This is a genomic window from Clostridium sp. 2218st1_F5_2218SCRN_220325, assembly GCF_039062665.1.
Lineage (GTDB): Bacteria > Bacillota > Clostridia > Peptostreptococcales > Peptostreptococcaceae > Intestinibacter.
The window spans coordinates 15,823-38,560 of record NZ_JBCLNH010000004.1 but is presented as its reverse complement, the minus strand read 5'-3'; the positions used below and the strand labels follow the sequence as shown (position 1 = coordinate 38,560).

Sequence of the window (22,738 nt, the reverse complement as noted above, 5' to 3'; positions counted from 1 at the left end):
AATTTTAGGTATATATAATACAAGATAAATTTAATAATAAATAATATTTAGGAGGAATTAATTATGAAAAAATGGGTATGTCAAGTATGTGGTTATATATATGAAGGAGAAAATCCACCATCAGAATGTCCTGTCTGTCATGTAGGACCTGAAAAATTTGAAGAATTAAAAGGTGAAATGGTTTGGGCTGATGAACACAGAATAGGTGTAGCTCAAGGGGTAGATGAACAAGTAGTAGAAGATTTAAGAGCTAACTTCACTGGAGAATGTACAGAAGTAGGAATGTATTTAGCAATGAGTAGACAAGCTGATAGAGAAGGATATCCAGAAGTAGCAGAAGCTTACAAAAGAATAGCTTTCGAAGAAGCTGAACATGCTGCAAAATTTGCAGAACTTCTTGGAGAATGTGTAGCAGCTGATACTAAAGAAAACTTAAGAGTAAGAGTTGATGCTGAATACGGAGCAACTGATGGAAAATTAAAATTAGCTAAAAGAGCTAAAGAATTAGGATTAGATGCTATACATGATACAGTTCATGAAATGTGTAAAGACGAAGCTAGACATGGTAAAGCATTCTTAGGATTATTAGAAAGATATTTTGGATAAAATAAGATTTTTATATACAGAGGTGTTGTGAAATAGAGATATTTTGCAACACTTTTTTTATTATAAGGAAATTACGCATTATCTTAGTCGCATGAACGAAGAGAATTTTAAGCAACGGAATCTTCGATTCGTTGGCGCCATGAACAAAGTGAATTTTATATCTAAATTAATATATTTAGAAGGATTTGAAGATAAAAATTTTAAATATTAAATATATGATATAATTAGAAAAAACTAAGCGTTATAAGGGGGATTAATATGAGTTTAATTATAAGAAAAATTGAAAAAGATGATTATAAAGAAGTAGAAGTTTTGACGAGAGAGGCATTTTGGAATGTATATAGACCAGGGTGCAGTGAACATCTAGTACTACATAATTTGCATCACAATAATAAATCAATAGAAGATTTAGAATTAGTTGTAGAGTGTAATGGGAAGATTGTAGGACATATTGTCTATACAAAGGGATATATAGATGGAGTTGATAACGAAACGTTTATAACATTCGGTCCTATCAGTGTACATCCAAAATTCCAAAGAAAAGAAATAGGAAGCAAACTGATCAGAATATCTATGCAAAAAGCAGCGAGATTAGGATATAGTGCTATTTTTATAACAGGAGATGAAAATTATTATAAAAGATTTGGATTTGAAAGTGCATCAAAATACAAAATCCACCTTGAAGGTGTACCAGTAGAAGACGAAGCTCCATTTTTTATGGTTAAAACTTTAAAAGAAGATGCATTAAATAATATAGAAGGATTTTTTATATTTGACGATTGTTATAATGTAAATCAAGATAAGGTTGATGAATTTGATAAAAAATTTGAACCTAAGAAAAAAGAAAAAAGAGCTGGACAGTTAGAATTTTAAATAAAGGAAATTCAAAGCAAAGATATTATGAAATTGCTAGTTATCTAATAAGAAAATAATTTTTTTAAAAAATTTAAAAAATATGTTTAAGATGTTACATACGTGGTATATATAAAGTGTAAAGTTTAAGATTTACAAAAATTAATAAATTTTTTAAAAAAAGTAAAATAAAATGTTTGAAAAAAATATCTTTAGGGTATATACTAAAGAGACAAATATAAGAAGAATTGTATAATATTAGGAGGAATTTAACTATGAAGAAATGGGTATGCCAAGTATGTGGATATATATATGAAGGAGAAAACGCACCAGCTGAATGTCCAGTATGTCACGTTGGAGCTGAAAAATTCGAAGAATTAAAAGGTGAAATGGTTTGGGCTGACGAGCACAGAATAGGTGTAGCTCAAGGTGTAGACGAGCAAGTAGTAGAAGAATTAAGAGCTAACTTCACTGGAGAATGTACAGAAGTAGGTATGTATTTAGCAATGAGTAGACAAGCTGATAGAGAAGGATATCCAGAAGTAGCAGAAGCTTACAAAAGAATAGCTTTCGAAGAAGCTGAACATGCTGCAAAATTCGCAGAATTATTAGGAGAATGTGTTGTTGCTGATACAAAAGCAAACTTAAAAGCTAGAGTTGATGCTGAATACGGTGCAACTGATGGAAAATTAAAATTAGCTAAAAGAGCTAAAGAATTAGGATTAGATGCTATACATGATACAGTTCATGAAATGTGTAAAGATGAAGCTAGACACGGTAAAGCATTCTTAGGATTATTAGAAAGATATTTCGGATAAGATAAAATATTCATTAAATAAAACCTTATAAAAAAAGACCTTACAAAAGTAGGGTCTTTTTTCAATTCTAAGGAAATTAGATATTATCTGGTTTGTGGATAATGTATAATTTCCAACCTATTAACTAAAGCAATGGACGAAGTCGTTGGCGCCATGAGCGAAGCGAATTTTTTCATACATAAAATTAATAAATATCATCTTCTTCTAATTCAATTAAGCCTTTAGAATCTAAGAACTCTTGTTGTAATTCTAAAACCATCTCGATTTGCTCTTCTGTTAAATCATCAGCGCATCTGTCGTATATAAATTCAACCATTTCTTCTATTGAAACTTCCATCATTATGTATCCCTCCTTTATTTTTATTGCGAATAATATAATACAGGAAAAAGTAGGATAAATCTTGTGGTAATTTATGTAATATAGTGATGGAGATATTTTTAATAAAGCCTAAATAAAGCATAATTTATAGAATTACATTTTGTTTAAAAATTATATATCAGTAAAATAATAAATAAAGATATTAATAAAATAATAAATAAAAAGACGTATTTTAAATAAAAATACGTCCAAAATTTAAATTTATAAATATAAAATACTTTCTTATTTATCTAATGCTTTTCCAGTAAAAGCAAGTGGTAAAAGCTCACCTAAAGTATACTCTTTATAATCATTTATATCTTTAGCCATTATAACTTTAAATGTATCTAAGTCACAAAATTCAGCCATAACTTGTCTACATACTGCACAAGGTGCACAATAATCACCTTCTCCTTGTTTAATACCGTCTTTGTTTCCAACAACAGCTATAGCGACAAAGTCCATTTGACCTTCTGAGATAGCTTTAAAAAATGCTGTTCTTTCAGCACAGTTAGTTGGTGTAAATGCAGCATTTTCTATATTACATCCTTGATATATTGTTCCATCAGATGTAAGAAGTGCAGCACCAACATTGAAGTTTGAGTATGGTGTGTAGCAAAACTTTTGAGCCTCAAATGCTTTTTCTATTAATAATTCTCTATTTATCATTGTTTTTTCCTCCACATTTTCTTTGAAAATTTGATACATTGTCATTAGGAGACATAATGAAATGCATAAGTTTATCCATTTCATTGACTTTTATAAAGCCTTTGTTGTATTCAATAAGTTTTTCATCTACTAATTCTTTAATAATTCTATTTACACTTCTAATATTAGATCCAACGCCTTCTACCAAAATATCTTTGTGAACAGTATCTATATTATGTTCATCAAGAAAGTTCCATAAAAAGAAGATAAGTCTTGATTTTAATGGGTAAGTTACATTGGCTCTACTATTTATAGATGTATAATACATTTTTTCAGAAAGCTGAATATGTATAAAAAATGAAAAATCACTATCTGATTTAATCCATTTTAAAAAATGAGATTTTGGTATTTTTATAGCTTGGCAAGGTTCTATAGCTTCCACAAAATTTAATATTGGTTTGTCAATAAAGGCCTCTAATTCGCCAAATATCTCATAATTGCAGTAGATGCGCTCTAAATATTTAACTCCAGTAGGTGTCAGGGAATACACCTTAACCTTTCCAGTTTTTATAATATACACAAAATCAGACTTTTCATTTTGAATTAAGATTTTATCAAATGTATTAAAGTTTATATTTGAAAAACTATTTTTTATAAAGTCTGGACAAGTATCTAAATAGAAAGATAGTTTGTTCATTTTAAATCTCCTCATAAACACTTTGAGTAAAGTATAATGATTATATCACAATAAATATTAAAATCAATAAGTATAATTGAATTAGGGGACAAATGTCCAAAATAAAAGTTTATATAATATATTATAAATAAATATAAGAAAAATTTACAACCCTTGTATAAATAATTATTAATATATAATTAGAAATAATTGAATATTAAAAAAGTTAAAAATAAATGTTTAGTTTTAGATATGAAGGGTATAAATTAAACATAAGTTAATAGTAATAAATATTTAGTAAGAGCAATAATTATAAGACAAAAAAATTAAGAATATAAAGTATATTATATATATTAATTTAATAAAATAATTTATATATTTAGGAGGAATCGTTATGAAAAAGTGGGTATGTCAAGTTTGTGGATATATATATGAAGGGGATGTTGCACCAGAAGAATGTCCAGTCTGTCATGTAGGAAGTGAAAAATTCGTTGAATTAAAAGGCGAAATGGTTTGGGCTGATGAACATAGAATAGGTGTTGCACAAGGCGTAGACGAAGAAATAGTAGAAGCATTAAGAGCTAACTTTACTGGAGAATGTACAGAAGTAGGGATGTATTTAGCAATGAGTAGACAAGCAGATAGAGAAGGGTATCCTGAAATAGCAGAAGCATATAAAAGAATAGCTTTCGAAGAAGCTGAACATGCTGCAAAATTTGCTGAACTTCTTGGAGAATGTGTAGTAGCTGATACAAAAGAAAACTTAAGAGTAAGAGTTGATGCTGAATACGGAGCAACTGATGGAAAATTAAAACTAGCTAAAAAAGCTAAAGAATTAGGATTAGATGCTATACACGATACAGTTCATGAAATGTGTAAAGACGAAGCTAGACACGGTAAAGCATTCTTAGGTTTATTACAAAGATATTTTGGATAATAAAATTTGATTTAAATATAAAAATAGAGATTTATATAGATAAAGACCTTGCCAATTTGCATGGTCTTTTTTATATTTAAAAATATTTAATAAAAAACTATTGCCAAATATATGAAAATAGAATATTATATAGATGTGTGGTTGACTACTCAAGTAACTAACCATATAAGGAGGTGGCGCTTTGAAGTTAGAACTTAATGATCATGAGCCGATATTTATCCAAATTTCAAAAGCTATAGAAGATGAGATTTTATCAGATTCAATAAAAGAGGAGATGCAAGTTCCGTCTACTACAGAGTTATCAAAATTTTATAAAATCAATCCAGCTACAGTTTTGAAAGGTGTGAATATATTGGTCGATAAGGAGATTTTGTTTAAAAAGAGGGGTATAGGTATGTTTGTATCTAAAGGTGCAAAAGAGATAATTAAAAATGGAAGAAAAGAGAATTTTAAAGAAGTTTATTTAAAAGATTTAATTTCAGAAGCAAAAAAGCTTGGAATTACAAAAAAAGAACTTTTAGATATGATAAGTGATTTTAAGGAGGAGTAATATGGATTTGGCAATAGAAATAAAAAACTTAAATCATAGCTTTGGGAAAAAAATAATCTGTACTAATATGAATATAAACTTTGAATACGGAAAGATTTATGGTCTTTTAGGGAAAAATGGTACTGGAAAGAGTACACTTATCAACTTAATCGGCAATCAGCTTGTATGTAAAAGTGGTGAAATTAAGATATTTGGAAAAACTGTTAAAGAAGACATTTCAGTTTTGGAGGATATATGTATTGTAAGAGAGAAGGAGTTTTTCCTAAAAGATTATAAGGTTAAAAGCATTTTTAATATGCATTCTAAATTTTATAAAAACTATGATTATAACTTACAAAACAAATTATGTAGATTGTTTGAAATAAACGAAAAACTTACATATAAAAGTTTGTCTAGAGGTCAAAAGACCTTGCTTTCAAATATAATCGGAATTTGTTCAAACTGTCCTATCACAATATTTGACGAGCCGACAGTCGGGCTAGATGCAGTAAATAGAAATTATTTTTATGACGTTCTTATCGAAAGTTATAGTGAAAATCCAAGAACAATAATAATTGCAACTCACTTAATTGAAGAAGTTGAAAATCTATTAGAAGAAGTTGTAATAATAAAAGACGGGGATGTAAAAATTACTGATAGCTTAGAAAATATAAGACAAAAGGCTTATTTTATAAGCGGAAATAAAAATAAGATAAATAATATTTTTGAGCTTAAAGATCAAAGGCCATTAAAACATTTTGGAGATAATTATACTTACTGGTATTACGGCGATTTGAATAAAACTATAAAAAATAAGATGGACGATTTTAATATATCTTATGAAAATATATCGCTTAATGAGTTATTTTTAAGCATGAATAGAAAGGATGTGACTTTATATGAATAAAAATCCGTTTTATGAAATTTTCAAAGGATATATTCCAAAACTTATAATGATAATATTTATATTGATTGCTGTGAACAATATAATCCCATTTATAAGCGGTATGAGAGATTATTTTTCAAATAATAGAGATGGGTTAATTTTTATAAGTAGAACGTCTGATATATGTTATATGGGAGTATTTCTTTTAACTTTAATATTTACGAATAACTTCCTACCACAGATGCTAAATATAAGAGGGGATAGAGATGCATGTATAAAATCATTTTTCAAGATGATGCTAATTGTTATAATAATAGCTGTAGTATCTGGAGTGGTAGTTGAATTTTCTTTAGATTATATATGTAAATTATATAATGTTAAAGCCGAATTTTATACTAGAACAAGCACAGTAGAGTGGCTTGGAGAAGGTATGGACAATATATTTATAATTTCAGGAATTAGATTTTTAAACAGCTTGTTTTTTATGTCAATCGCCTATATTTGTGGTTCTATGTTTTATAGATTGAAAATGAAATACAATATATTAGTTTTTATATTAATTCCAGGAATATTATTTGGCGTTGTACTTAATATTTTATTTAGTAATAGCTATATTGGAGATAAACTTGGAACAATAGCGTGGAGCATAACTTGTTTTGTTGAAAAGCCGATCGTAACGATTGTTTTAGAAGTTTTACTTACAGCATTATTTACGATAATCGGAAATAAATTTTTAAAAAATGCGCCGATTGCAGAATATGCTCACGATTTAATATAAACAAAAAAGTAGGTATTATACTAAGTGATGTAATACCTACTTTTTTTAATATTTTCCTATAACAATCATAAAGAACCATATAATCATAAACGGTACATTTAGCATTAGCACCCATGATGGGGCGAAAGGACTTATTATGCTATAGCCTGCGATAAAGATTCCAGCAAGTACACCACACACCTTAATAACTTTATTACTTGTTGTAAATGCAGATGATATCAACCAAATTCCTTCAAAACAGTGCGCAGCAAGTCTTATTGTTAGACATAAAGAAAGACCATTTTGGACTGCAATGCCAAGAGAAGCATCTCCAAGGATGCTATAAAAATTGTTTATATAGAGAATACCGCTTAATATATCGAGTACAATCCAAAAGATACCAGCTGTTTTACCCCATTTAGGAGTTGCTAATTTGTTGATAAAGAAAAACATAGAAATGTGCCATATTATACCGAAATATTCTCTTACATATTCGCCAATTCCACCGTTTAATGCAAAAAGTGGCATAGAACATAGTAATATCACAAAGGATATCGTAGCCAAGGTTTTAAGTGGTGGTAAGTAATCATCTTCCATTTTAAAAGATACATTTAATTTTTCTTTCATAATAACCTCCATTTTAAGCAAAAATGCTTTATTAAAAATAATAAATATATTTGGTAAAGTCATTTTAATATACAAAAAGAAATGCTACAATAGTATCACAACTTATAAAACGGAGGCGATATAAATTGTATCATATCAAGCATGATAAACGTGTATATAAGTCAGCAAATCTTATATGTGATGGATTAGCAGAGATGTTAAAAGTGAAATCATATGATGAAATAAGTATTACAGATGTATGAAATATAAATGGAATAGCCAGAACAACATTCTACAGACTTTTTGATACATTAGATGATGTATTATTATATCAGTTTGATAACTTGTTTGAGCAAAGTATCAACAAATATAAAAAAGACAGTGATTTAGGTAAATCTTATGCTAAGATGATATTAAAATTAGCTATAAGCAATAAGACATTAATTACAGCAATTGTAAAAAGTAGACGATATGATATATTTTTATTTTCTACAAGAAAAAAAGAAAGTCAACTTATACAGAATATAGAAGTTGAAATGAATAAGCATGATTTGATGTATTGTACTCCCATACTTAATCAAATAGCCTTCGTAGCACTTGAAATTTGGGTAGAGAATGGTTGTAAGGAAAGTGCAGAAGAACTTTATAGTATTTTGAAACGAGAATTGAAGATAATCAGTGAAAATATGTAGTAAAAAAGGAGTGAATAGAATCACAAATTTTTAATTGTATTCACTCCTTTTTTAACACATATGAATTATATTAATTTATACATAGCCACAAATTATAAATTATATATATGTGTTTTAAAAATAGTTTTATTATAATATAAACTATTTTAATAAATAAAACTGGGAGTTAGACAAAATGGATTTTTTAAAATATTTTTTTAGAAAAACATCAAAATACTGTAATTTTAAGATGTTTGGATGGCAGCATATAGCTATATTATTCATAGGTACTTTGGGTATAATATCTATGATAAAGAGAATTGCTGTAAATAGGAAATTCGAAAAAATTATAGGTATAGTATTATTATCACAACAAATAATATTATATGCATGGTATTTACTATCAAAATACCATGTATTAACTGAAGGTCTACCATTATATCATTGCAGAGTTGCAATAATACTTATGGGAATTGGACTATTATTTAATAAAAGTATCTGTAGAAAATTAGGTTCTATGTGGGGATTGATAGGTGCAGTATTTGCATTAATATATCCATCAGGATTAGACCCATTTTTATTTCCTCATATAACTCAATTTTCTTTCTTCATAGGACACCTATTCCTTCTTTGGGGTTCTGTTTATTGCATATTTATAGAATGTGTTAAATTTGATAAAAAGGACTTTAAAACAGCTATATATTTCACTAATATATACCATGTATCTATGTTTATATTAAATCATATAATAGGATCTAATTATGGCTTTATGAGAGTGTCACCTATTGGTATAGGTAATAATTTGCATCCATTAGTATATGGATTTATAGTTATAGGTATATTTAATTTATTAATGATTTTCATGAATGTATTGATAAATAGACAAGAAAATAGTAGTGAAACAGTAGAATTAAACCTTAATGCAAATGCTTTATAAGTAGTAAAAATTTGGGCACATTATGAAAAAACTAGCTAATTTATTATAAATTTAGCTAGTTTTATTTTTTAAACATCTATCTCAATATGTTTTACATAAAATCTATATTAGGATATCCAGGTAAATTGTACTGTCCATTTTTTAAAGGAGTACCTAAGCTATCGATAAAATTATTTAGATCTTGCAAATTTGATTTTATCTTTCTTTCTGAATAGCAGTTTTCCTTTTTGAATGTAAGAATGAGCAAAACTACCTTAGATGCATTTGCTTTTTTTGCCTCTTTTAAGACACCTTTTGTAGATGTTAAAAGTTGATATCTTATCTCCATATTCTTATATAAATCATATCCATAAATATCATTATATAGACTATTTACTCTTGTAAATTTATTGTCAGATATACTATAAAGTAATTGTTTATAATCATTATTTCCAAATAACTCTTCATGAGCTGATTTCCCAAAATCTTCATCACTCTTGGCTTCAATTCCTATTACAACTTCACTTTCCTTAACACGTAATAAGTCATGGTGACGACCACCACCTCTACCTTCAAGACTTGTTACTGCTTCGGGTTCACCATAGAATATGCTATTTGGATTGCATCCTAACTGAGACAGTATAATTTCTATTTCTTTTGGAATACATCCATTTCCACCTATTATATATTTGGCTAATTCTTTAGCACTTCTTCCATCTTTCTAGTGTAGACTTGAATTTTGGGGTGGTGCAAAGTTGTACCAATCATCTACAGAATTAATTTGCTTAGTATTTTTCTTTAATTCTAACTTGTACATTTTGTATAAAAAGCCCCCCTACTTAATTAACATTTAAGTTCATCAAGATATTTTGATGATAACTTAATTATCTCATCAAGCTTTGTTTTAGCATTAATATTATTTATTAATAATTTTCCTTACGGTATTTGCAGTTCTAATTGTAATATTATCACTTATATTAGAACTAGTAGTTCTTGACCACCAATCAGGTGCATTATTTAATATTTCTTTTAATTCTTCTTGTAAAATAATAAAAATCGGTATGTCTAAATCAAATCTGTCTTTTATCATGGATTTTATATTATCTGAAAGAATATTTTTATCATCAATATCACTTGAAAAAATAACATTACCACTATTGAGATATGTAGAAACATCTGTAAAATGAAGTTTAATAAAGCCTTCTTTTAATTCAGACATAGCTATCTTATTTTTTCCGCTTATATTTATTCCTCTTAATAAAGCAATATATCTGTTCATATAACAATTTTACCTCCATAATTATAATTTAAAAACTTCTTTAAGACATAGCTTATGACAAATGATTAAGTGTATTTCTAAGAGACTGGCGTATTTATATTTCAGAACGATTTGTTTTTTATAATTTATCTTATTAATATTTTAACACTAAAATATATTTAATGAAGGCTATTTCATAAAAATGAAATACAATAAAAAAACCTCGCATTTTGTGCGAGGTTTTCTTGTCTAAAATACAGGTACTATAACACCTTTATAATGTTCTTCTAAGAATTTTTTAGATTTTTCACTAGTTAAAACTTTTTTAAGAACTTGAATTTTTTCACTATCTACATCATCAGTTCTACTTACGAGTATATTTGTATAAGTTCCATCTAATTTTGGGCAGTAGATACTGTCTTTATTAGCATCTAAGTTAGCTGCAACAGCGTAGTTACCATTTATAAATGCGCAAGTTACATCACTTAAAAGAGATGGAAGTTGAGCTGCATTTGCTTCGATAAACTCGATTTTTTTAGGATTTTCAACTATATCTTTAACTCCAGGATTTTCAACACCATCTTTTAATTTTATTAAACCTAGCTCATCTTGTAGATATTTAAGAGCTCTTGAGCCATTTGTTGGATCATCTGGAAGAGCAAATTTGTCGCCTGCTTTTAAATCATCAATAGATTTTATTTTATAAGAATATACGTATAATGGAGATTCATATAAACCAACTACTGGTGATAATTTATAACCTTTTTCTTCTTTTGCTTTATTTAAATATGGCTCATGTTGGAATAAGTTTGCATCGATTTCACCGTTGTCTAAAGCTTCATTTGGAAGGTTGTAATCATCAAATATTGTTATTTTAAGTTCGTAACCTTCTTTTTCAATATCGTCTTTTAAATACTCAAATAAATCTCCACCAGGAACTTGAGTTGCTCCCACTTTAATTACTTTGTCTTCGGCCTCTGATTTAGAGCAACCTACTGAAAGTGATAATACTGCTAATAAGCATAATACAATAGATATGATTTTTTTTGATTTCTTCATAATAAGAAATACCCCCTTGTTGTAATTTTTTAAATAAGTCTATCTTCTTATATAAAGAATTTAAAAACTAAAAAAGGTCTGAGTATAAACTCAGACCACGTTATCAGTTTATACTTATCTTTCAGCACAATGCTGCAGGATTTAGCACCATATATAAATTATATTGGTTGCCGGGTTTCATAGGGCCAGTCCCTCCACCGCTCTTGATAAGACTTATTTAATTTATGTTATGAAGTATATTACAAATATTTTGAAAAGTCAACTAGTTTTTTGGAAATATTTGAAAAAATCTTAAATTTAAAAATAATTTATTTATATTTCGATAGTTGTTTGTTTTTTAGTATTTCTTATAAATGATTTATATGGTTATTATAGTTGGAGAAAAAGAAAAAAAATTCAGGCAGAATTATCATAATTTAATATAAACATGTATTTATATAGTATAATTAAAATATTGTTTATTTCTAAAAATTGTAAAAAGTAATGAAGAGTTAATAATTATAAGGTAGAATATAAATAAATATTAAGGAGGAGTTTATGAGTATAGTATATAATTACATGTTGTATTTTTTTATATATTCATTTTTAGGCTGGGTTTGCGAGAGTATATACTGTTCTTGTCTACAGAAAAAAATCATAAATAGGGGATTTTTGAATGGACCAGTATGCCCAGTTTATGGTGTAGGAGCGTTGATTATAATTATTGGGTGCTGGTCTTATAGAGATAGCATGATAGGTGTATTTATATCGGGAATGATTTTGACATCTATGCTTGAATATATAACAGCAACTATACTAGAAAAGTTATTTCATGCAAAATGGTGGGATTATTCAAATCATAAATGCAATATAAATGGCAAGGTTTGTTTATTAAATTCTACTATGTTTGGAATTATGAGTGTATTTGTTGTTGAATTTTTGCATCCATTTATTATAAATAATTTAGAAAAAATGAATACTACAGTGTTGTATGTGCTTTTAATTTTCGCTATTATCACTATGATTAGTGATTTAATAGTTACAGCAAGGGCATTAGGAACATTGACATTAAAAGTAGATTCACTGACAATGCTTGTAGATGATATGAAGAAAATACATTCAAAATTTAAATTATATGAAGATGATGAGTTTTTAAGTAAATTAAAGAAAAGTCCAGAAGAAGTCGCTCAGAAATTAAAAATGGCTTCATCAAAATACGGCGATTTAGCAATACAAGATAAAATTGATGATATACAATTTAAATTTAGATCTTTAAAACAAAAGGCATTTATACACAGAAGATTGATAAATGCATTCCCAAATATGAGATCTTCAGGAAATAAAAAAAGAGATGCACATTTTCAATATATTAAAAAGATGCTTAGAGAAAAAAAATAAATAAACCTTATACTATAAATACGAGGGAATATATCTATTTAGATAGAAATAAGATATATTTAAAAAGGGTATAATTTATAAGAAATGAAGGGGAGAAATAAAATGAAAAAATTAATTTTTACACTTATTATATGCATAGGATTAATTACAATAGGGTGTGAAAACAGCTTGAGTTCGAGAGAAAATTTTAATACGAATACTTCTTCAGAGATAAACGACAATGAAAATTTAGCAGGTAGTGATAACGACTTATCTAGCAGTGATAATCAATCAGGCTCTACACAAAATACTGTAAAAGAAAAAATAGATATATCTTCAGAAGAAGTTATTATATCATCAGTTTTATATAATATGTACCAAGAAAATATAGATTACGATACTGCAGTAAATTCAACATATCTGCCAAATACAGCGTATATGGTCTTAAATACTTATGTAGGTGGCGACTATTTTATAATGTCGAATAATGGCTATTGTATAGCTAGAGATGATGCAAATCAATATATTAAAGTTATATCTAGTAAATTTAATGGAGCTAGATTAAATGACACAATAAATGATTTTTCAAATTTATTATATTATTCAGAATCAGAAGATATGTATTATATAACACCAGCAGATGGAGGGCCTTGGATTAGTATAGAAGTACTAGATGCATATGATAATAACGATAAAACATATACAGCTATTGTAGATGCATATTTTGAATCTAATGGTGGAGATCATGATTATATAGGAAAATATAAAGTTTCATTAGTCGATAATGATAGCACATCGAGGTTTAATTATCGTATATCAAATATTGAGTATATAAATTAAATAGAAAAATATAAAATGTTGGGATATATTATTCCAACATTTTTTTAGAATATATAATAAAAACGAAAGGGAAAACGAATATGAAACAAGTGAGTATTAGGGGATGTGAAAGTTATGATTATGATATTTTAAAAAAATCATTTGAAAATTTGATAAGTGATATAGGACCTCTTGAAAATTTTATAAAACCCAACAGTAAGGTACTTATAAAGCCTAATTTAGTAATAAAAAAATCTCCAGAAGAAGGGGCGACTACTCACCCTGTTCTTGTTAGAGTTGTTTGTGAAGAATTATTAAAATTAAATTGTAAGGTGATAATTGCTGAAAGTCCGGGCGGTCCATATACAAAAAACAACTTAAAAGGATTTTATAAAACATGTGGATTGATAGATGAGCTAAAAGGCTTAGATGTAGAGTTTAATTACGATACTTCTGAAACAAAAGTTCAAAATGACAACGCGATATATTTAAAAAGTATGAATATTATAAGTCCAATAACAAAAGTCGACCATGTTATAAATTTATGCAAATTAAAGACACACAAGATGGCAAAATACACAGGTGGTGTAAAAAATCTATACGGTGTAATTGCAGGTTTAGAAAAGACGGAAATACATTATAGATTTCAGACAGAAGAGCTATTTTGCGAAAATGTACTATTAGATATATGTCAATATATAAATCCAAGCCTTACAATTATGGATGGAGTTTATGGAATGGAAGGTGAGGGGCCTACTGCTGGTGATATTAGAAAAATAGGTGTTTTATTAGCATCTGCTAGTCCATATGCACTCGATATAGCTGGATGCAAACTTATAAATTTAGACCCTATAAAAGTTGGAACAGTAAGGGGCTCTATAAAGAGAAACTTAATAAAAGATGATTTTTCTGATATAGAGTTTTTAGGAGATAGTATAGAAAACTTTATAGTAAAAGATTTTAAAATTCCGATTACAAGTTCTGATTTTAGACTTTTATCATTAAAACTACCTAAAGTTTTAGGCGATATAGTAGATAAAATAATAACTCCAAAGCCGATAGTAGATTATAAAAAATGTGTAAAATGTGGGAAGTGTAAGGTGTCTTGTCCTGCCAAAGTAATACAAATTACAGACAAGGGCGCCGAAATAAATTTAAAAAAATGTATAAGATGTTATTGCTGTCACGAGCTTTGTCCTAAAAAAGCTATACATATAAAACAAAATATATTTTTTAAACTTGTTAAGTGATTAAATACAATATAAAATAGATATAATCAATTAAAACTTGAAAATTAAAATATACATATAGAGAGGAGTAATTAACGTTATTTATATAAATTATACGTTAATAAGTGAGTTATGATTTTAATAAAAAATGGTAGATTAATAGATCCACTTTCTAAAAGAGATGAAATAGTAGATATAGCGATTGAAAATGAAAAGATAAAAGAAATAGGGAAAAATTTAGCTGAAAAAGATTTTGAAACTGTTATTGATGCAAGTGGATGTGTAGTTTCTCCAGGTCTTATAGATATACATGTGCACTTTAGAGACCCAGGTTTTACACGCAAAGAAGATATATTTACAGGAGCAAAATCAGCAGCAAAAGGTGGTTTTACAACTGTTGTATGTATGGCAAATACAAAACCAGTAGTAGATAATCCAGAAACTTTAAAATATGTATTAGATAAAGGTAAAGAGTCTGATATAAATGTACTTCAAGTTTCGACTGTTACAAAGGGACTTAGAGGAAAGGAACTTGTAGATTTTGATGAAATGTTTGAAGCTGGAGCTGTAGGATTTAGTGATGATGGTATCCCAATAAAACACACTAGACTTGTGTATGAAGCTATGAAAAAAGCAAAAGAATTAAATGTACCTATAAGTTTACACGAAGAAAATCCAGTATTTATAACTAAGGCAGGGGTAAACGAAGGTAAAGTATCAAAAGCGTTAAATCTTGAAGGTGGAGCACCATCTATAGCTGAAAATATAATGGTGTCGAGAGATGTTATGATAGCTTTAGAAACAGGGGCAAAAGTAAATATTCAACATATAAGTTCAAAAGAGGCCGTTAAAACTGTCAAGTTTGCAAAGTCTTTAGGTGCTAATGTCTATGCAGAAGCTAGTCCACACCATTTTACATTAAATGAAGAAGCAGTTTTAAAATACGGTTCACTGGCAAAGATGAATCCTCCTCTTAGAACAGAAGAAGACCGTCTAGCTATAATAGAAGGATTAAAAGACGATACAATAGAAATAATAGCGACAGACCACGCTCCACACACAAAAGAAGAAAAAGACAACGAGTTTACTAAATGTCCAAGTGGTATAACTGGTCTTGAAACAGCTTTAGGTCTTGGGGTAAAAACTTTAGTTAAAGGTGGTCATTTAGATTTAATGCATTTATTAGAAAAAATGACTATAAATCCAGCAAAACTTTACAATTTAGACAGAGGTTTTATAAAACAAGGCTCATTTGCTGATATAGTAATATTCAATCCAGATGAAAAATGGGAAGTAAAAGAATTTGCATCTAAGGCTACAAATACACCATTTATAGGAGAAATATTAGACGCAAAGATAAAATATACTATATCTGAAGGAAAAGTAGTATATAAAGGGTAAGTCGATATAAATACTCAGCTTAAATTATATATAAATAGTGATTTTATCTAAATTATTATGTATAAATAGCTATTTATCTAAATTAACAAAATATGTAAAAATATGATATAATTTATATGGAATATGAAATATATTTTGAGGGGGATTTAGATATGGCTAGAGGGAAAAAATTCAATGTTTTTATGGAACATGTGACAATTGACTACCCAACACTTATGAAATACAGAAATATTTTAGATGAGTACATAAAAAAACACGATTTGTGGGATGTAAACACTAGAGAATGTTGGTTATTTGACTTAATCGACTTTAAATTACAAGGTAATTCAGGACTTTGTTATAGAAGTATACGTATGTTAGAAACTCATTGGGGATTTGATAGCGACAATGACGATATTGATTTTTATATAATAAGACATATGCAAGAACTTCAAAAGAAAATACTAGAAGAAGAAAAAAATGAAAAAAAAGCGTAAGAAGATTTAAATAAATTGAATTAAAACTATTAGATAATATCACATTTGATAATATCTAATAGTTTTTTTGTATTATTAAAGAAACAAAAAGGAAGAATAATAAATATGTAAAAGAAAATACACAAATTTCTTGTGTATTGAAACGGGAGGATTTTATATGTATAAAAAAATTATAAGTGTTATCTTTACTTTTATTATTCTAACTTGTTGTTTGGGAAACACTATAATAAAAAATAAAGAAGAGAAAATTTATAAAAATGTATATATTGAAAATATAAATATGGAATCTATGACAGAAAAACAATGTATAGATATTTTAAATGAAGCTTATCCACTAGAAGATATAAATTTAAAATACAACTCAAAAGTGTGGACAATACATCCTTCTGATATAGATTTTAGATATAAGGTGAAAGAGGCGACTAATAAAGCACTTTCCTACACAAGAACAGCTAAAAAACTAGAAAATTTAAAACGAAAATCAAAACTTATCTTAAATGAGAGGCATCATATAGCACTAGAAGCCACTTATGACAAAGACAAATTAGATGTGATAATCGACTGTATTGCACAGCAAATAGATAGAGAGGCTTTAAGTGCTACTTTGGCGATAGAAAATGACGGAAGTTTTAAAAAGTTACCATCAAAAGATGGTAAAGAACTTCAAAAAGACGAAATAAAAAAAGAAATAGACGATATTATAAAAAATAAAAATATCATGGATCTAAATCTTCCAGTAAAAACTACAATACCTAAATTAAAAACAGAGGACGTAGAAAGTGTAAATTCTATATTAGGACAATTTTCAACTGCTTTTAATAATGAAACATCTAGAGGTAGCAATATTCATGTTGCAGGCGAGAGTTCAAGTGATATAATCATCATGCCCCAGGAAACATATTCATACAATAATGCAACTGGACCTAGAGTTCTAAGCAAAGGATACAAATATGCACCAGTAATTGTCGGAGGAAAATATATAAATGGTGAAGGCGGCGGAGTGTGCCAAGTATCTACAACAATATACAATGCAGCACTACTCGCTGGATTAGAAATAGTAGAAGTTCACAACCACACTTATTTATCTCACTATGTTTCAGGTGGAAGAGATGCGACAGTAGCTTATGGATATTATGATCTAAAATTTAAAAATCCATATTCTCATCCAATATATATAAAAAATATAGTGGGCAAAGGATCTATTACAAGTAAGATTTATGGGTGTAGAGATGATGCACAAAGAATATACGTAAGAACAGAGCATGAATATAAAAAAGATAAAATAATAATAAAGACATATAGAGTTTATTTAGATAAAGAAAATAAAAAAATAAAAGAAGAGTTGATATCGACTAATAAATACGACAATAAATAAAATAAAATCCCTCTAAATACAAAATTAATTACAATATATAATTAAAATGTATAAAGGGGGATGTTTATTTTTACAAAGATTACAAAATTTCATATTAAAAAACTATTGATAAAATAGAATAAACAAAACTAAGTTTAAATAAAGAAAATTAAGTCGATTTTTAGTATATTACCTTGATTTTTTATCTTTTTTTGAAAAATACTATACTTTTTAAATTGTTAGAAAAAATATAGAGTTACTATCAAATTGTAAGAAATGTAAAAATATGCTAAAATTAAGTCAAAATAAGGTAATTAATTATAAAAAGTGAAATTTAGGTTTGGAGTGATTTTATGGAATACATTATAGGGAAAAAATTGCTAGATACACCTGTTAATATGAAAGTTGTCAAAATGATATCGATTATAAATGAATGTAAAGGCAAACAAATAGTTTATAAGAAGCAGCCCAAAGAAGTATTAGAAAAATTAACGGAAAAAGCAGTATTAGATTTTACTATAGACTCATGTGAAAGTATCATATTAAAGGGAGAAGAAATAAGAAATATATTTTTAAATGAGGTAAAACCAAAAACAAGAGAACAAGTCAGCATAATGGAATTTAGGGATAGTTTAAAAACTGTAAATAGTGCATATGAAGATATGTCATTAAGTTCACAGACGATACTAGAGCTACATGGATATCTACATCGCCTCTCTTTAGTTAGAGGAGGAAAATATCGAACTGAGGAAAATAACCTTCTACGTACAGATTTTTTTAGAGACGATATTTTTAATAATCACGGTGTATTAATCAAGAAGAACATAGAAGAAAGACTAGATCAATACATAGAAGATTTGTGCAGAGAATATAATAGATTGATTAGAGAAAATGAAATAGACAATTTAATAATAGTTGCAGCATTTATACTAGATTTTATATTAATTTCACCATTTGAAGAAGATAATGTAAAAATGGCCAAACTATTGACTGTGCTATTGCTTAATAAAAATGGATATACAATTTCAAAATACGAAAGCTTAGGAAAAATCTATGATGAAAGTGAAATGGTCTATTTTAAAGGATTATTTGCTAGAAAAAACGACACAGAGAAGTTTTATTATAGTATAAATAAATGGATAGAATATTTTTTAAAATTTATATTAGATGCATATTTAAATCTAGGAGAAGAACTTAACTTAAATAGTATCAAAAAAGAAACCAAAACAAAGAGAATTGAAAAGATAGTCAATTCTACTTTAGGGTATTTTACAAAAGATGATATAAAAATACAATGCCCAGATATACCAGAGCCTACAATAAATAGAGTTTTTAATAATATGAGAAAAGACGGGAAAATTGAAGTTGTGGCAAAAGGTAGAAGTGCAAAGTGGAAGAGAATATAAATAATAAAAAATTATTGAAAATTAAAAAGAAGTGTACTACTATTTAAAGTATCAAAATAAATATTAGAAAATGTAACAAAATACAGTTTTCGACATAAATTAAATTACAGTAAATAATTGAAGTGGAGGAATGGAAGATGAATTTAATAAGCAGACAATTTAATAAATTAAATATAGAAAAATTAAATCATCACCATCATCATAGATATTAGGGATTGTAATTATGGAGAATATTTTTCATAGATACAAGCCCTATTTGTGTTAGCTAAAGGCTTGTATCTATGATGGGATAAAGTTAAAACCATGTAGGTAAAAGCCTACATGGTTTTTTAATATATAAAAAGTAGAGGTGTAATGAAATGGAGTTTTTAAGAATACAAGATGAATTAAACTTTGCAAAGAAGAGATATGAACTAACAAAGAAAATAGAGACATCTTTTGTAGATGCAGGTTTCATACAGATAAAACCCGAGATATTTGAAGAATATGACGAAATTACACAAATTGATAAAAATATTTCGACAAAGTCTATGGTAAAAGTAGTTAGCAATAAAGTTATGGTACTTAGACCTGATATAACTATAAGTCTTATGAAAAACTTAATACCTAGATGGGAAGATGATTTGAGTTTGAAATTATTTTATCATTCAACAGTTTATAAAAACAAAAGAAATGGAGATGGAATTATACAATGTAGACAGTTTGGATGTGAGTATTTAGGTGAACCATCAATGGATGCAGATAGAGAAGTTGTAAATTTAGCTTTTAATATTTTGAGAAAGTTTACAGATGAATTTTTACTTGAAATAGGAAGCGGCAACTATATAGATGGATTTGTTGAAGCATTAAATATAGATTCTGATACTGAAAGACAATTTAAAAAATTGCTGTATAGAAAAAATAAACCCGAACTAGAGGCATTTGCACAAAAATTAGATATAAAACCAGAATTAAAAGAACTAATGGTAAATATTTTGAGCATTAGGGGTACTTTAAAAGAAGTTACAGAAAGAGCAAATAAATATTTTACAAATGCCAGAATGAAAAAAGGAATTGATCAATTAAATACAATAAGTACTTTAATTTCAAAAGAAGACTTAGACAAATATACATTATTCGATTTATCTATGGTATCTAAGCTAGATTATTATGATGGAATAATGTTAAAGGGGTATTATAAAAGTTTATATAAAGAAATATTAAGCGGAGGTAGATACGATTCTCTTACAAAGTCATTTGGAAAAAGAGTCCCTGCTATAGGATTTACAATCTACTTTGACGCATTGATGGAAGCTATTAATAGATAGGAGATGGGGTTATGGACAATTTAACAATAGCAATTGCAAAAGGGAGAATTGAAAAAGATATTTATAGAAGACTTAAAGATTTAAATATGGAGAAATGGATAGATAGAGATTCTAGAAAATTAATATTTACAGATGAGGAAAATTACATAACGTATATTCATGTTAAACCTAGTGATGTTGTGACTTATGTTGAAAAAGGTGTGGCAGATTTGGGAATTGTAGGTAAGGATACAATCTTAGAAAATGAAAACAAAAGTGAAGTTTATGAACTTTACGATTTGGGATTTGGAAAATGCAAGTTTTCAGTAGCTGGTATGAAGGGCAAAAAGGATAAGTATTTGACTTGTGAAAATTTAAAGGTGGCGACTAAATATCCTGTAATAGCAAAAAACTTCTTTAAAAGAAGAGGGCAAAAGATAGAGATAATTAAATTAAATGGCTCAGTAGAATTAGGCCCTATTGTAGGTCTATCAGATGTAATTGTCGATTTAGTCGAAACAGGAAATACAATAAAGGCAAATGGACTAGAAGTATATGAGGATTTATTTGATATAAGCGCCAGAATAATCGCAAATAGAGTTAGTTACAAGTTTAATTATGAAAAAATTCAAAAAATAATAGATTTATTCGATTCAACAGTAAAAGCAAGTGACTATAAATAATTAGATAAAGAATTTAAAGTGAGGAGTGGTGATATGAATAGAGAAAAAGAAAGTATTAGAACCTTAGAACCGTATGTTACAAATCCAACAGTATGTTCAGTAAAATTAGACGCAAATGAAGGCGATAAAGATCTATATCTTGATTTATTAAAAAAATTAGGAAATAGCGACCTTAAATTAAATTACTATCCAGACGATTCGTATACCGAGTTAAAAAAAGAAATCAATAATTATGTCGGATATGAGCCTAAGAATATAACTGTTGGAAATGGTTCAAGTGAGCTATTGGATTTATGTGTAAAGACTTTTTTAGATAAAGACGAAATGATACTGAGCCTAGATCCTACTTTTAGTATGTATTCAATTTATGCACAAGTTTTTAGTGCAAAATATGTGGGCGCTAAGACGGAGGACGATTTCAAATTAAATGTAGACAGTATAATTGAAGATATTCAAAAAAATAGTCCAAAGTTAATCATCCTTTGTAATCCAAACAATCCAACAGGCTCAGTTCTTACAAAAGAAGAAGTTAGAAAAATCGTAAAAAGCACAGATGCATTAATAGCTTTAGACGAAGCTTATATGGAGTTTGGAGATGAATCTCTAATTGATGAAGTTATGAATTACGACAATTTGTTAATTGTAAAAACTCTATCAAAGGCATTTTCGCTAGCGGGAATAAGAATGGGATATATAGTTGCAAATGAAGATATAATAAATTCAATCGAAAAAGTTAGAGCTCCTTACAATTTAAATTCTCTATCGACATATATAGCTACAGAAGCCTTAAGACAAAAGGATAGAATGTATGATTATGTGAAAAGCATAAAAGAAGAGAGAAAAAAGATGTATAAGACGTTGATTGATTTAGGTGTTAAAGCGTATAAATCAAGTGCAAACTTTATATTTTTCAAAAGCGATATAGAAGATTTACAAAAGAAATTAATTCAAAAAGACGTCTTAATTAGAAAGTTTAGTTCTAAATTAGAGGGATTTTATAGAGTGTCAATTGGTACAAAAGAGCAAAATCAAAAATTCTTAGAAGCATTAAAAGAAGTTATATAGGATTTTGAGATATATAAGTAGATGAAATATATATTAAATGAAATATAGATATTGAATGATATATATAATAGATTGAGATAAAATTA

Annotated in this window: 26 protein-coding genes and 1 riboswitch; of the genes, 19 read left to right on the top strand and 7 right to left on the bottom strand. The window is 27.7% G+C overall.

Going from position 1 to position 22,738, the window contains the following annotated elements:
- The first annotated feature begins 63 nt into the window (after positions 1-63).
- The 3 genes from ABCM86_RS03680 to ABCM86_RS03670 all read left to right on the top strand — a co-directional run bounded on the left by ABCM86_RS03680 (position 64) and on the right by ABCM86_RS03670 (position 2,276).
- Positions 64-606, top strand: a complete 543-nt coding sequence (locus ABCM86_RS03680; protein WP_295677365.1) for an NADH peroxidase — start codon at positions 64-66, stop codon at positions 604-606.
- 258 nt (positions 607-864) lie between these two features.
- Positions 865-1,479, top strand: coding sequence for an N-acetyltransferase (locus ABCM86_RS03675; protein WP_295778949.1), 615 nt, complete (start codon positions 865-867; stop codon positions 1,477-1,479).
- Positions 1,480-1,733: 254 nt separating this feature from the next.
- Complete coding sequence (locus ABCM86_RS03670) at positions 1,734-2,276, top strand: NADH peroxidase (protein ID WP_195931491.1); 543 nt, start codon at positions 1,734-1,736, stop codon at positions 2,274-2,276.
- 184 nt (positions 2,277-2,460) lie between these two features.
- On the opposite strand, the gene ABCM86_RS03665 is transcribed toward ABCM86_RS03670, so the two are convergent.
- From ABCM86_RS03665 to ABCM86_RS03655, 3 genes are all read right to left on the bottom strand, one after another.
- On the bottom strand, positions 2,461-2,616 hold the full coding sequence (locus ABCM86_RS03665) for a hypothetical protein (RefSeq protein WP_195931492.1): 156 nt from the start codon (positions 2,614-2,616) through the stop codon (positions 2,461-2,463).
- A gap of 261 nt (positions 2,617-2,877) precedes the next feature.
- Positions 2,878-3,303: a cytidine deaminase gene (locus ABCM86_RS03660; protein WP_295571789.1), complete on the bottom strand. Its 426-nt coding sequence runs from the start codon at positions 3,301-3,303 to the stop codon at positions 2,878-2,880.
- On the bottom strand, positions 3,293-3,979 hold the full coding sequence (locus tag ABCM86_RS03655; protein WP_343003513.1) for a Crp/Fnr family transcriptional regulator: 687 nt from the start codon (positions 3,977-3,979) through the stop codon (positions 3,293-3,295). The genes ABCM86_RS03660 and ABCM86_RS03655 overlap by 11 nt, the downstream gene beginning before the upstream one ends.
- Before the next feature lie 373 nt (positions 3,980-4,352).
- Here ABCM86_RS03655 and ABCM86_RS03650 point away from each other — a divergent pair, with 373 nt between their 5' ends.
- From ABCM86_RS03650 to ABCM86_RS03635, 4 genes are all read left to right on the top strand, one after another.
- Positions 4,353-4,895, top strand: coding sequence for an NADH peroxidase (locus ABCM86_RS03650; RefSeq protein ID WP_295571793.1), 543 nt, complete (start codon positions 4,353-4,355; stop codon positions 4,893-4,895).
- A 181-nt stretch (positions 4,896-5,076) separates the two neighbouring features.
- Positions 5,077-5,445, top strand: coding sequence for a GntR family transcriptional regulator (locus tag ABCM86_RS03645; RefSeq protein WP_295677748.1), 369 nt, complete (start codon positions 5,077-5,079; stop codon positions 5,443-5,445).
- A gap of 1 nt (position 5,446) precedes the next feature.
- The gene (locus ABCM86_RS03640; protein WP_343003512.1) at positions 5,447-6,331 is read left to right on the top strand and encodes an ABC transporter ATP-binding protein; all 885 of its coding nucleotides are present in this window, start codon (positions 5,447-5,449) and stop codon (positions 6,329-6,331) included.
- A complete protein-coding gene (locus tag ABCM86_RS03635) occupies positions 6,324-7,088 on the top strand; it encodes a hypothetical protein (protein ID WP_343003511.1) in 765 nt (254 codons plus the stop codon). Before ABCM86_RS03640 ends, ABCM86_RS03635 begins: the two co-directional genes overlap by 8 nt.
- A gap of 45 nt (positions 7,089-7,133) precedes the next feature.
- Here ABCM86_RS03635 and ABCM86_RS03630 read toward each other — a convergent pair whose 3' ends face one another.
- Positions 7,134-7,694 (bottom strand): hypothetical protein, encoded by a 561-nt coding sequence (locus ABCM86_RS03630; protein WP_295572156.1) that lies wholly within the window; start codon positions 7,692-7,694, stop codon positions 7,134-7,136.
- 323 nt (positions 7,695-8,017) lie between these two features.
- Between ABCM86_RS03630 and ABCM86_RS03625 the strand changes: the two genes are divergently transcribed.
- Complete coding sequence (locus ABCM86_RS03625) at positions 8,018-8,365, top strand: hypothetical protein (protein WP_343003510.1); 348 nt, start codon at positions 8,018-8,020, stop codon at positions 8,363-8,365.
- Positions 8,366-8,540: 175 nt separating this feature from the next.
- Positions 8,541-9,281 carry a TIGR02206 family membrane protein gene (locus ABCM86_RS03620; RefSeq protein WP_195931555.1) on the top strand — a complete coding sequence of 247 codons (741 nt, stop codon included), beginning with the start codon at positions 8,541-8,543 and terminating at the stop codon, positions 9,279-9,281.
- A gap of 91 nt (positions 9,282-9,372) precedes the next feature.
- On the opposite strand, the gene ABCM86_RS03615 is transcribed toward ABCM86_RS03620, so the two are convergent.
- The 3 genes from ABCM86_RS03615 to ABCM86_RS03605 all read right to left on the bottom strand — a co-directional run bounded on the left by ABCM86_RS03615 (position 9,373) and on the right by ABCM86_RS03605 (position 11,577).
- Positions 9,373-9,609 (bottom strand): hypothetical protein, encoded by a 237-nt coding sequence (locus ABCM86_RS03615; protein ID WP_195931556.1) that lies wholly within the window; start codon positions 9,607-9,609, stop codon positions 9,373-9,375.
- 567 nt (positions 9,610-10,176) lie between these two features.
- Positions 10,177-10,539 carry a DUF1697 domain-containing protein gene (locus tag ABCM86_RS03610; RefSeq protein WP_343003509.1) on the bottom strand — a complete coding sequence of 121 codons (363 nt, stop codon included), beginning with the start codon at positions 10,537-10,539 and terminating at the stop codon, positions 10,177-10,179.
- Between the two features lie 228 nt (positions 10,540-10,767).
- Positions 10,768-11,577 carry a MetQ/NlpA family ABC transporter substrate-binding protein gene (locus ABCM86_RS03605; protein ID WP_295734327.1) on the bottom strand — a complete coding sequence of 270 codons (810 nt, stop codon included), beginning with the start codon at positions 11,575-11,577 and terminating at the stop codon, positions 10,768-10,770.
- 111 nt (positions 11,578-11,688) lie between these two features.
- Positions 11,689-11,790: riboswitch (SAM riboswitch) on the bottom strand.
- Between the two features lie 324 nt (positions 11,791-12,114).
- On the opposite strand from ABCM86_RS03605, the gene ABCM86_RS03600 reads away from it, so the two are divergent.
- The 10 genes from ABCM86_RS03600 to hisC all read left to right on the top strand — a co-directional run bounded on the left by ABCM86_RS03600 (position 12,115) and on the right by hisC (position 22,652).
- Positions 12,115-12,954, top strand: coding sequence for a putative ABC transporter permease (locus ABCM86_RS03600; protein WP_343003508.1), 840 nt, complete (start codon positions 12,115-12,117; stop codon positions 12,952-12,954).
- 102 nt (positions 12,955-13,056) lie between these two features.
- The gene (locus tag ABCM86_RS03595) at positions 13,057-13,773 is read left to right on the top strand and encodes a hypothetical protein (RefSeq protein WP_343003507.1); all 717 of its coding nucleotides are present in this window, start codon (positions 13,057-13,059) and stop codon (positions 13,771-13,773) included.
- 80 nt (positions 13,774-13,853) lie between these two features.
- Positions 13,854-15,002 (top strand): DUF362 domain-containing protein, encoded by a 1,149-nt coding sequence (locus ABCM86_RS03590; protein ID WP_343003506.1) that lies wholly within the window; start codon positions 13,854-13,856, stop codon positions 15,000-15,002.
- A gap of 111 nt (positions 15,003-15,113) precedes the next feature.
- The gene (locus ABCM86_RS03585) at positions 15,114-16,382 is read left to right on the top strand and encodes a dihydroorotase (RefSeq protein ID WP_343003505.1); all 1,269 of its coding nucleotides are present in this window, start codon (positions 15,114-15,116) and stop codon (positions 16,380-16,382) included.
- A gap of 152 nt (positions 16,383-16,534) precedes the next feature.
- Positions 16,535-16,858: a hypothetical protein gene (locus ABCM86_RS03580; RefSeq protein WP_195931597.1), complete on the top strand. Its 324-nt coding sequence runs from the start codon at positions 16,535-16,537 to the stop codon at positions 16,856-16,858.
- A 157-nt stretch (positions 16,859-17,015) separates the two neighbouring features.
- The gene (locus tag ABCM86_RS03575; RefSeq protein ID WP_295572144.1) at positions 17,016-18,233 is read left to right on the top strand and encodes a VanW family protein; all 1,218 of its coding nucleotides are present in this window, start codon (positions 17,016-17,018) and stop codon (positions 18,231-18,233) included.
- A gap of 332 nt (positions 18,234-18,565) precedes the next feature.
- Complete coding sequence (locus ABCM86_RS03570; RefSeq protein ID WP_295676950.1) at positions 18,566-19,618, top strand: Fic family protein; 1,053 nt, start codon at positions 18,566-18,568, stop codon at positions 19,616-19,618.
- Positions 19,619-19,977: 359 nt separating this feature from the next.
- Positions 19,978-20,925, top strand: coding sequence for an ATP phosphoribosyltransferase regulatory subunit (locus tag ABCM86_RS03565; protein WP_295734338.1), 948 nt, complete (start codon positions 19,978-19,980; stop codon positions 20,923-20,925).
- 11 nt (positions 20,926-20,936) lie between these two features.
- Positions 20,937-21,587: an ATP phosphoribosyltransferase gene (hisG, locus tag ABCM86_RS03560; protein ID WP_295734341.1), complete on the top strand. Its 651-nt coding sequence runs from the start codon at positions 20,937-20,939 to the stop codon at positions 21,585-21,587.
- A gap of 33 nt (positions 21,588-21,620) precedes the next feature.
- Positions 21,621-22,652 (top strand): histidinol-phosphate transaminase, encoded by a 1,032-nt coding sequence (gene hisC, locus ABCM86_RS03555; RefSeq protein ID WP_295778874.1) that lies wholly within the window; start codon positions 21,621-21,623, stop codon positions 22,650-22,652.
- Positions 22,653-22,738: the final 86 nt, after the last annotated feature.